This window comes from Hyphomicrobium sp. (assembly GCF_009026145.1).
Taxonomy (GTDB): Bacteria; Pseudomonadota; Alphaproteobacteria; order Rhizobiales; family Hyphomicrobiaceae; genus Hyphomicrobium_A.
This window is the reverse complement of the sequence record NZ_WBUE01000005.1, coordinates 180,599-190,384: the sequence shown is the minus strand read 5'-3', so window position 1 is coordinate 190,384 and position 9,786 is coordinate 180,599. Positions and strand designations below refer to the sequence as shown.

At 66.8% G+C, this 9,786-nt stretch carries 10 protein-coding genes, 1 tRNA gene and 1 pseudogene; 4 read left to right on the top strand and 8 right to left on the bottom strand.

The genetic code is table 11. From position 1 onward, the window contains the following. From F9K20_RS06730 to F9K20_RS06715, 4 genes and pseudogenes are all read right to left on the bottom strand, one after another. Positions 1-247 (bottom strand): annotated as a pseudogene (locus tag F9K20_RS06730) (MFS transporter); the annotation flags it as partial. 3 nt (positions 248-250) lie between these two features. Continuing rightward, positions 251-676: an MAPEG family protein gene (locus tag F9K20_RS06725; RefSeq protein WP_290998960.1), complete on the bottom strand. Its 426-nt coding sequence runs from the start codon at positions 674-676 to the stop codon at positions 251-253. Between the two features lie 17 nt (positions 677-693). Further along, positions 694-2,196: an IMP dehydrogenase gene (gene guaB / locus F9K20_RS06720; protein ID WP_290998957.1), complete on the bottom strand. Its 1,503-nt coding sequence runs from the start codon at positions 2,194-2,196 to the stop codon at positions 694-696. A gap of 213 nt (positions 2,197-2,409) precedes the next feature. Continuing rightward, entirely contained in the window at positions 2,410-2,610 is a 201-nt protein-coding gene (locus F9K20_RS06715) for a hypothetical protein (RefSeq protein ID WP_290998954.1), read from the bottom strand. A 163-nt stretch (positions 2,611-2,773) separates the two neighbouring features. On the opposite strand from F9K20_RS06715, the gene F9K20_RS06710 reads away from it, so the two are divergent. Further along, on the top strand, positions 2,774-3,736 hold the full coding sequence (locus tag F9K20_RS06710) for a DUF808 domain-containing protein (RefSeq protein ID WP_290998951.1): 963 nt from the start codon (positions 2,774-2,776) through the stop codon (positions 3,734-3,736). Positions 3,737-3,760: 24 nt separating this feature from the next. Here F9K20_RS06710 and F9K20_RS06705 read toward each other — a convergent pair whose 3' ends face one another. Then, a complete protein-coding gene (locus F9K20_RS06705) occupies positions 3,761-4,144 on the bottom strand; it encodes a hypothetical protein (RefSeq protein ID WP_290998948.1) in 384 nt (127 codons plus the stop codon). A gap of 440 nt (positions 4,145-4,584) precedes the next feature. On the opposite strand from F9K20_RS06705, the gene F9K20_RS06700 reads away from it, so the two are divergent. Beyond that, a complete protein-coding gene (locus tag F9K20_RS06700; protein WP_290998945.1) occupies positions 4,585-5,598 on the top strand; it encodes an alpha/beta hydrolase in 1,014 nt (337 codons plus the stop codon). A 97-nt stretch (positions 5,599-5,695) separates the two neighbouring features. Here F9K20_RS06700 and F9K20_RS06695 read toward each other — a convergent pair whose 3' ends face one another. The 3 genes from F9K20_RS06695 to F9K20_RS06685 all read right to left on the bottom strand — a co-directional run bounded on the left by F9K20_RS06695 (position 5,696) and on the right by F9K20_RS06685 (position 8,597). Continuing rightward, positions 5,696-6,340 carry a DUF2189 domain-containing protein gene (locus F9K20_RS06695; RefSeq protein ID WP_290998942.1) on the bottom strand — a complete coding sequence of 215 codons (645 nt, stop codon included), beginning with the start codon at positions 6,338-6,340 and terminating at the stop codon, positions 5,696-5,698. A gap of 337 nt (positions 6,341-6,677) precedes the next feature. Beyond that, positions 6,678-7,388: an RlmE family RNA methyltransferase gene (locus F9K20_RS06690; protein ID WP_290998939.1), complete on the bottom strand. Its 711-nt coding sequence runs from the start codon at positions 7,386-7,388 to the stop codon at positions 6,678-6,680. Positions 7,389-7,400: 12 nt separating this feature from the next. Further along, entirely contained in the window at positions 7,401-8,597 is a 1,197-nt protein-coding gene (locus F9K20_RS06685) for a Ppx/GppA phosphatase family protein (RefSeq protein ID WP_290998936.1), read from the bottom strand. Between the two features lie 283 nt (positions 8,598-8,880). Here F9K20_RS06685 and F9K20_RS06680 point away from each other — a divergent pair, with 283 nt between their 5' ends. Beyond that, the gene (locus F9K20_RS06680; protein WP_290998932.1) at positions 8,881-9,579 is read left to right on the top strand and encodes a M15 family metallopeptidase; all 699 of its coding nucleotides are present in this window, start codon (positions 8,881-8,883) and stop codon (positions 9,577-9,579) included. 109 nt (positions 9,580-9,688) lie between these two features. Further along, a tRNA-Gln gene (locus F9K20_RS06675) sits at positions 9,689-9,762 on the top strand. Positions 9,763-9,786: the final 24 nt, after the last annotated feature.

Here is a 9,786-nt window from a genome sequence, read left to right as displayed (position 1 = left end):
CGGCGGCATCATCGTCCGCTTCTACGAGAGCCAGCGCACGCGGGGTATCGGCGCCCATGCGGGCGGCGAGGGATGCGCGCCGGCGCAGGGCATCGAACACCAGCGTGCCGATGGCCGCGCGATCGCCGGAGCCGGCAAAGCGGTGCGCCTTGCCCCAGTCGGCGAGCGCCGTCGCCGCGGGCCGGTGGCGGGCGAGGATATCTTCGAGCACCTCGGTGGCGGCCGCAATCCGCGCGCCTGCGCGCATATCTCAGGTCCCGGAAACGAGGATACCGATGGCGAAGATCGCCCACATGACGGCGAGGGCGATGGCGCCCACGCCCAGACACACGGCTCGATGATACACGTCGTTGTAGCCGGTGTGCACGTAGGCATGGGCCAGCCGCGCCAGCACGAAGACCCAGGCCAGCAGCACGAATATGAAGCTGTTGGTGCTCGTGATGAGGATCAGTGCCACCACCACGTAGAGCAGCATCGGCAGCTCGAGCTGATTGTGAAAGCAGTTGGCGACCTGCGTGGCGCGCGTTGGCCAGCGCTGCTGGCGCAGTGAAATATCGTCGGGTTTGACAGCCCCCGAGCTCAGCGCCTTGGTGCGCAGGCTGGCCATCCAGAAGAACAGCACGAAGGTCAAGCCGACCTCGACGAACACCGGCAGCAGCAGGCTCGAGACGGACATCGCCGGGTTCCTGACGTCTAGACGGTGCTGGGGTAGTTGGGGCTCTCGCGGGTGATCAGCACGCCATGCGCATGGCTCTCGTGGATCGCCGCCGGAGAGACGCGGATGAACTTGGCGGTGGCGCGCAGGTCGGCGAGTGTCTTCGCCCCGAGATAGCCCATGCCGGCCCGCAGGCCGCCCACCAACTGGTGCAGCACGCCCTCGGCCGGACCCTTGTAGGGCACCTGCCCCTCGATGCCTTCAGGCACCAGCTTCAAGGTGTCCTTCACTTCCTGCTGGAAGTAGCGGTCGGCTGAGCCGCGCGCCATGGCGCCGATCGAGCCCATGCCGCGGTAAGCCTTGTAGGTGCGCCCCTGATAGAAGTACGTCTCGCCCGGCGCCTCGTCGGTGCCGGCCAGCAGCGAGCCGATCATCACGCACGAGGCACCGGCGGCTAGCGCCTTCACGGCGTCGCCCGAATACTTGATGCCGCCGTCGGCGATGATCGGCACGCCGTGCTTGGCGGCTTCCTGAGCGCAATCCATCACCGCCGTGAGCTGCGGGACGCCGACGCCGGCGACGATGCGCGTGGTGCAGATCGAGCCGGGGCCGATGCCGACCTTGATGGCGTCGGCGCCGGCGTCGATCAACGCCTTGGTCGCCTCGGCCGTCGCAACGTTGCCGGCGACAACCTGCACGCGGTTCGACAGCTTCTTGATGCGCCTCACCGCGTCGAGCACGCGGCTCGAATGCCCGTGCGCCGTATCGACGACGATGAGGTCGCAGCCCGCCGCCATCAACAGCTCGGTGCGCTCGAAACCGTCTTCGCCAACCGTGGTAGCGGCAGCCACGCGCAGGCGCCCGTCTGCGTCCTTGGAGGCGTGCGGATGCTTCAGCGCCTTCTCGATATCTTTGACCGTGATCAGACCGATGCAGCGATAGCCCTCGTCGACCACCAGCAGCTTTTCGATGCGATTGGTATGCAGCAGCCGCTTCGCTTCCTCCTGCGATACCGACCGGTCGACCGTCACCAGATTGTCCTTGGTCATCAGCTCGGAGACCGGCTGATCGAGGTTGGTCGCAAAGCGTACGTCGCGGTTGGTCAGGATGCCGACCAGGCGACCCTTGCTTGTGCCTTTCGGCAGCTCGACCACTGGGACGCCGGAGATGCTGTGCTCGGCCATCAGCGACAGGGCGGAGCGCAGCGACGCCTCGGGGTTGATGGTGACCGGATTGAGCACGATGCCCGATTCGTACTTCTTCACCTGGGCGACCTGGCGCGCCTGCTCCTCGGGGGCGAGGTTGCGGTGAATGACGCCGATGCCGCCCTCCTGCGCCATGGCGATGGCAAGGCGCGCCTCGGTGACGGTGTCCATGGCCGAGGAGATGACTGGAATGTTGAGGCGGATGGAGCGGGTGATCTGCGTGCCGACGTCGGCCTGACTGGGCAGGATCTCGGAAGCGGCCGGCACGAGCAGGACATCGTCGAACGTCAGCGCGACGGCGGAATCGATGGTAAGCGGGCCATTCCGTGCGGCCATCTTGAAGCTGTCTCCTGAGGGCTGGGCGACACGGTTCCGGGCCCAGCGCGGGAACGATGTCGGCAGGCCTATACCACCTGAGTCGTATGGAGGGAAGCGAAGGGGTGGCGCGTCAGACTGGCGCCCGTCCCGGGACAAGGGATTAAGCGCTGAATGCCAATCCGGCGCGGCCTCACGCCCCGCGTCGATAGTCGCAGCGCTCGGCTCAACGCCTCAGGCCTGGGCGCGGGCCTTCTTGTACCGGTCCTCCCACTGCGCCAGCTCTTCCTTCAGGTGCTTGGCGAAGCGCTTTGTCGCCCGGCGCAGCTTGTCCGTCCCACTGCCCTCCGCCTCGCCAAGCGAGCGCAGGAGCAGCTCGGCGTTCTCGATGGCGCGCAGCGTGTCATGGCGCACCGCCTTGACGTATTCCTTCATGACCGCCTCTCGATCGGATTAGGGGACCCCGAGCTTATCCGCTGGGCCGCGCCGTGTCGCCGGTGCGATTGCGTCGCCGGCAGCGTGTTGTCTCGGCCCGCAGATGCGCTAAGCAGGGAGGCGCGGCGGGTTGCAGCCCCTTGCCAACGAAGGAGCGTGAACGATGAGCGGCCTGCTCGCCCTCTTGGATGACGTGGCGGCGCTGGCGAAGCTGGCGGCGGCAACGCTGGATGACGCGGCGGGGCAAGCCGCCAAGGCCAGCGCCAAGGCGGCGGGCGTGGTCATCGACGATGCGGCGGTGACGCCGCGCTACGTCACCGGCCTCGCGGCGCAACGTGAGCTGCCGATCGTCGGGCGCATCGCCCTCGGCTCGCTGAAGAACAAGCTGCTCTACCTGCTTCCCGCCGGCCTGCTGCTCAGTGTTTTCCTGCCCCAGGCGATCACCCCACTGTTAATGCTCGGCGGCCTCTACCTCGCCTTCGAGGGCTACGAGAAGGTGCACCACATGCTCACGGCCGCGGACCACGCGGCCGCCGGGATGAAGGTGGCCGCCGACCTCGCCAAGGGCGACAAGGCGCTGGAGGACGAGAAGGTATCGGGCGCCATCCGCACCGATTTCATCCTCTCGGCGGAGATCATGGCCATCGCCCTCGCCACCATCACCGCCCCCGATCTCGTCACCCAGACCCTCGTGCTAGGCGCGGTCGCCGTGCTCATCACCGCCGGGGTCTACGGCGTCGTGGCCCTGATCGTGAAGGCCGACGACCTCGGCGTGCGTCTTGTCCAGAGAGATGGGTTCATCTCGGGGCCGCTAGGGCGCGCTCTGGTCTACGGCATGCCGCCCTTCCTGGAGCTGCTGAGCTTCATCGGCATGCTCGCCATGCTGTGGGTCGGCGGCGGCATCCTCGTGCACGGGCTGGCTGAATTCGGCTTCACGGCACCCGAGCACATCATCCACGGGCTAAGGGAAGCCCTGCACGAGGCGCTCCCGGTCGCGGGCGACTTGGTCGGCTGGATCGTGTCGGCCACGGGTAACGCGCTCGTCGGCCTCCTCGCCGGTGCCGTTGCCGCCGCTGTGGTGGCGATCGGCGGGGTGCCGTTCCGCAAGGCGAAGCCCGGCCACTGACGCATACGCCTCGCCGGTGTACGTTTACTGTTGCGGGTAGGTATCGACAGCGGCGGTGTCGCCGTTGGGCGGACACTTGCGTTCGAGGGACACCGGCTCCTCGTTGCACTCGGCACCGAACTCGGCACTGCCGTCCTCGGTGATCGGGCGCAGTGTCGCCTTGCACAACAGCTTCTGTCCGGTGGGGGTGTCGGCACGAAGCTGCACGCTGCGGCCGACGCTGACGGGAAAGCGGAAAGTGCAGCCCTCGCCCATTGGACGCAGCAGCACCATGACCGTATTGTCGTTGCGGGATATCTGCTCGACCGCAAAGCTATCGCCCTCGCCGCCACCGAAGGTCACCGCTTGTTGCGGGGCTACCGAGAATGTGTCCCCGGCGTCTTCGGCGTGGGCAAGGAAGAGAGGCACGGCTGCAAGCGCGATCGCGGACAAACCAAGTCGACACGGACGTTTCATACCGTGAGCCTCTTATGAGCGCCGAACATCTTACCTCATCCCGTTCATAAAGTCCTTAAGCGTGCGGCTTGTGCACTGTTGAAATCGCCGAACCGTCGCGTGCGCCTGCCGCTGCCAGCGCCTTGGTTAAGAAGCGGCGGCGCAGCTTCGCTGTTGCGCGCGTTACACTAGTAAGATGTGTCGCGGATGCGATGTGCCAATAGTCGAAGGTATGTTCCAGCGTTTGAGCGGGGCTGTGGCAGGTGCTTGTCGCCGCCCGATGCGTGGATCCTCGCGCCAATGCGACGATATCCTCGCTGGCGAGTAGCAACGTGGCTTGCGGGCCGTCCTGCCTCGCATCTCCCGTGCATCCGTGGCAGAACCGGCCGACGCCGCCTTAGTCGAGATGCCTAATGCCGCTCGTGATCCCTCGCCTCCTCGCCGCCGTCGCTGCTGCGGCGGCGCTCCTCGTCCCCGCGCGCGCCGACCCCTACCTCGCCGACTATGCCTATCCCTTCCCGCTCGCGCGGCTCGACTTCCGCTCGCAGGGCCAGGATCTGTGGATGTCGTACATGGACGTGGCGCCCGAGAAGCCCAACGGACGCACGGCCGTGCTGCTGCACGGCAAGAACTTCTGTGGCGCGACGTGGGAGAGCGTCATCCGCCCGCTCACCGGCGCCGGCTACCGCGTCGTGGTGCCGGACCAGGTCGGCTTCTGCCGCTCGGCCAAGCCGCGCGCCTACCAGTTCAGCTTGCACCAGCTCGCCGCCAACACGCACGCGCTGCTCGAAAAGCTCGGGGTCGAGCGCCCGATCGTCATCGGCCACTCGATGGGCGGCATGCTCGGCATCCGCTACGCCCTGATGTACCCGCAGGACACCGCCGCGCTGGTGCTGGTCAACCCCATCGGGCTGGAGGACTGGAAGGCCAAGGGCGTGCCGCTGGCGACCATCGATGAGCTCTTCGCCAAGGAGAGGAAGACCACCGCGGAAAGCATCAGGAAGTACCAGCAGGCCGTCTACTATCACGGCCAGTGGCGCCCCGAGTACGATCGCTGGGTCGATATGCTGGCTTCTATGTATACCGGCAAGGACGGCGACCTCGTCGCCCGGAACCAGGCGCTCACCTCCGACATGGCGCAGTCGCAGCCGGTGATCCACGAGATCGACCGGCTCGAGATCCCGACCCTGCTGCTCGTCGGCATGAAGGACACGACCGCACTCGGCAAGGACCGCGCTCCTGCGGAAGTGGCCAAGGCGCTCGGCAACTACGCGGTGCTGGCGCCGGCGGTGACGGCGCGCATCAAGGGCGCCTCGCTCGTTACCTTCGAGGATCTGGGGCATTCACCGCAGGTGGAGGATCCGCCGCGCTTCAACGCCGCGCTGTTGCAGGCGCTCGACGCCCTCCTGTCACCCGCCAAGCCATAGTCGCCGAGGCGGGAAGCGGCCGGAGCATACGGCGCGCGCCTGCATACACTTGCGCTAGGCATCTTCGGGCGCGGCCTGTAGCGTGGCACGCGCGAGGTTAGGGCTTGTCGAGCTCCACGAGGGCGCGGAATGCGTGCCAGGTCGCATGCCCAACAAGGGGAAATGCGACCACGAGGCCGAGGAACAGGGTCGCGAAACCCAGCACCATCAAGCCAGCGATCAAAGCGGCCCACAACAGCATCGGCCCGATATTGAGCAGCACGGCTCGCACGCTGGTTGCCATTGCGGTGACCGCATCGACTTCCTTCACCAAAAGTAGAGGCGGGGCTATCGCGGAGATGGAGAACACGATCAGCGCGAGCACGGCCCCCGTCAGCGTGCCGGTGAGGAGCAGACCCATCCCGGCATTCGTGAACAGAAGGGTTTGCATGAACTCGCTGGGGGGCGGAAGCGTGGCGCCGCCGAGACCGAGGAACAACATCAGCAGCAGGAACGCGAGCTCCACCCAAACGAAAAATGCAAAGAACAGAACAACGCCAAAGAAGCCCAGCCGCGCCGCCGCCCGCCACCCGGCTCCAACCGCCTGACGCAATGTGATGCGTTCCCCCTTTTCGAGACGGCGGCTCGCTTCGTACAGCCCGGCAGCAAAGAGCGGCCCTACCAGCATGAACCCGCCTGCCAGGACCGGGATCAGGGACACGGCCTCGAAGAGGCTCAATCCGAAGAGGATGATCCACGCCAAGAGGCTGAAGACCGCACCATAAGCGAGGCTGACGAAGGGCACTGCGCAGAGATCGCGCCAGCCGTGACCGAGCCAATCCCACGGTGCATCGAGAGGCACCCGGCGCACGGCGAGGCCAAGCCGCCCTGGACTTGCGCCCTGCAACAGCGCATCGGCGTGTTGTGTAGCCATAGACTCCTCCCACCACGCAGGAAGTCTCTTGCGCGGTTGCTGCGAGTGAGGCTACGGCCGCCCTTCGGCTCACGTCAATCGCGGACGGCCATCGCATGAGCCGCCATCCAGACCTGAGCGGTGCCCTGAGTGTCCCCACGTATGTCTATGCGGGCAGACTTTTCGGCTACTCCGGGCGGAAGCCGGTCGCCAGCACGTAGAGCTCGGCGGAATCGGAGCGGCTGGCCGGCGGCTTGACGTGGCGCACGCTGGCAAAGCGCTTCTTCAACAGGTCGAGCAGCTCGCGCTCGGTGCCGCCCTGCAGCACCTTGGCGAGAAACGCCCCGCCCGGGCGCAGCACGTCGCAGGCGAAATGCGCCGCCGCCTCGGCCAGGCCCATGATGCGCAAGTGGTCGGTGCGCGTGTGGCCCGTGGTTGGTGCCGCCATATCGGACAGCACGACGTCGGCATGGCCGTCGCGCAGCAGCGCCTTGAGCCGCTCTTCCGCGTCGTCGGCGGTGAAATCGAGCTGGATCGCCTCGACGCCGGGAAGCGCCTCCATTGGCAGATAGTCGATGGCAACCACCTGCCCCTTGCCGGTGGCCGACTGCACGCGCTCGGCGGCGATCTGGCTCCAGCCGCCCGGCGCCGCGCCGAGGTCGACGACGACGGCGCCCGGTTTCAAGAGGCGGTATTTCTCGTCGATCTCCTTCAGCTTGTAGGCCGCGCGCGAGCGCATCCCTTCGCGCTTGGAGGCCGCGACATAGGGATCGTTGAGCTGCCGTTCGAGCCAGCGCTGCGAGGACGGCCGGTGCTTGCGCGCCGTCTTCAGGCGCACGTGCATCTGCCGCTGGCCGCCCCCCGGTCCTCTTTGCGAGCCGCCGCGTTTCTGGGTCATTTGGGTTAGCTCTCAGACCGGCCGGCGCCGCCGGCGCACGGGGGCGAGGACGCCGTCCTCGACCATCAGCGTCGTCAGGATGCCCTCGCGCAAGCCCCGATCGGCGACGCGCAGGCGCTCGCACGGCCACATGCGCAGGATGGCTTCGAGGATGGCGCAGCCGGCGAGCACCAGGTCGGCGCGGTCGCGACCTATGCACGGCTCGGCGATGCGTTGCTCGTAGCTGCGTCCGAGCAGATCGTTGGTGACGCCACGCACCTCGCCGACGTTGAGCCAGCAGCCGTCGACGCGGTTGCGGTCATAGCGCGTCAGCCCGAGCTGGATGCCGGCAACAGTGGTGACGGTGCCGGAGGTGCCGAGCATGTGGATGCGGCGTCCGGCGAGCCGCTCGGTCACCTTATGTTGCGCCTCGAATTCGTGCAGCAGACGCTCGGTCTCGACGACCATGGCCTCGAAGTCCGCCGGCGTCACATGCCGGCCGCCGAAGCGCTCGGCAAGGGTGACGACGCCGATGGGCAGCGACGTCCAGGCGACCATGCAGTGCTGCGCATCGAGACGGCCGGCGAAGCGGCGGTCGCGCTGGCGGTTACGGCGCGTGAGATCCAAGAGGATCAGCTCGGAGGAGCCGCCCCCGATATCGAACACGAGGACATAGTCGCAGCTCGCGTCGATGAGCGCAGCAGAGCCCGAGACAGCGAGCCGCGCCTCCACCTCGCGCGTTAATATTTCGATCTCGAGGCCGAGCTTGTCGCGCACCCGGGCGAGGAACTCGCCGCCGTTCTCGGCCACGCGGCAGGCCTCCGTCGCGACGAGGCGCGAACGGCGCACTTTGGCGCGCCCCAACTTGGCGGCACAGATCTTCAGCGCCTCGAGCGTTCGCGCCATCGCCGGCTCCGACAGGCGTCCCGTCTGGCTGACACCCTCGCCGAGGCGGATGATGCGCGAGAAGGCGTCGACCACGCGGAAACCGCGGCGCGAGGGCCGGGCGAGCAACAGGCGGCAGTTGTTGGTGCCGAGGTCGAGCGCACCGTAGACGCCGTCGGCGCGTGCGTCATGACCGGGACGCGGCGCGGGCCCGGCGCCGTTGGCGCTTCCGTTTTGAGGTCCGACCGGGGAAAGGTGTGCAGTGATGGCGGCGGGAAAATCGCCGCTTCTGGCCCTGGCCTCAGGCGCTTCCGATGTGCCGCCCTCGTCGGGATAGCCCTGCACAGTCCTAGCTCCAGCGCCTGGCATACGGCCCTTTTACTTTGCGGAACGGCAAAAAAGGCCGCGTCATCAGGCGTCTATCCTGGATGACACTTGGATCCAGTCTAGCAGCAATCGGCTGGCGGTAAAGCGCATCTCGAGACTTACGGCTATCCTCGTGGGCGCCCAGCTGAAATAGGCTTAACCGATGCACCCTTTCGCGCTCACGCCGATTCTCGTTGCTGCGGCACTGATGGCGCCTTGCGCAGCTCATTGTGGCGAGCTCAGCGAAGCGAATCGGGCCCGCTTGCTGGCTGCCTACCCGCAGCTACTCGGGCGCATCGATGGCGGCGAGCTCGTCTGGCGCGACGGAACCCGCATGCCCATCGATGACGGCAAGGGCGAAAAGGCCTTCGCGGAATGGCTGGAGCGGCCGGACATTGCCGACATGTTCGCCGTCCCCTATCCGGCCGGCGCCGAGGCATCGCCGCCGGGCAAGAACGTCGACCCCGGGCGCGCCCGCAATGCCGCCTTCTTCGACAAGGTCTACGGCGACTGCGGCAAGGGCGAGGTCGTGAAGAACCTGACGAATGTGGCTTGGCTGCCGAAGAGGTCGAAGCAGCGACTGCCATTCAACAGGATCAACGGCGCGGCGGGAGCTCTCGAAGCGGTGAGTAGAGAGCTCGACGAGCTGCCCGCAACGTTCGACGTATTCCTTGTTCCCTCCGCCGGCACCTACAATTGCCGCGTCATCGCCGGCACCAATCGCGTGTCGGCGCACGGGCACGGCATTGCCATCGATATTGCACTCGAGCGCTCCGACTACTGGCGCAACGCGGCGGCGGGGAAGGATGACGCCCTCACCTACAAGAACGAGGTTCCGATGGAGATCGTGCGCATTTTCGAGAAGCACGGGTTCATCTGGGGCGGGCGCTGGTACCATTACGACACCATGCACTTCGAGTACCGGCCCGAGCTCGTAGGGGTCAGTGCGGGCGGCCGTTAGCGGCGGGTGCGGCCGGACGTGGCAAGCGCGAAGGGCCGGGTTGCGGCGCCCCGGCTCAACTGTTATATGCGCCTCCTCCGGCGGCGAATGCACCGCCCGATCCCGGCATTGGGGGATCGTCTAATGGTAGGACTGCAGACTCTGACTCTGCCTGTCTAGGTTCGAATCCTAGTCCCCCAGCCAATCTTCCCCCTCCGACGACAACCC

Coding starts and splice junctions, on each gene's coding strand:
- F9K20_RS06725 (WP_290998960.1), bottom strand. CDS start 676: ATGTCCGTCTCGAGCCTGCTGCTGCCGGTGTTCGTCGAGGTCGGCTTG.
- guaB (WP_290998957.1), bottom strand. CDS start 2,196: ATGGCCGCACGGAATGGCCCGCTTACCATCGATTCCGCCGTCGCGCTG.
- F9K20_RS06715 (WP_290998954.1), bottom strand. CDS start 2,610: ATGAAGGAATACGTCAAGGCGGTGCGCCATGACACGCTGCGCGCCATC.
- F9K20_RS06710 (WP_290998951.1), top strand. CDS start 2,774: ATGAGCGGCCTGCTCGCCCTCTTGGATGACGTGGCGGCGCTGGCGAAG.
- F9K20_RS06700 (WP_290998945.1), top strand. CDS start 4,585: ATGCCGCTCGTGATCCCTCGCCTCCTCGCCGCCGTCGCTGCTGCGGCG.
- F9K20_RS06690 (WP_290998939.1), bottom strand. CDS start 7,388: ATGACCCAGAAACGCGGCGGCTCGCAAAGAGGACCGGGGGGCGGCCAG.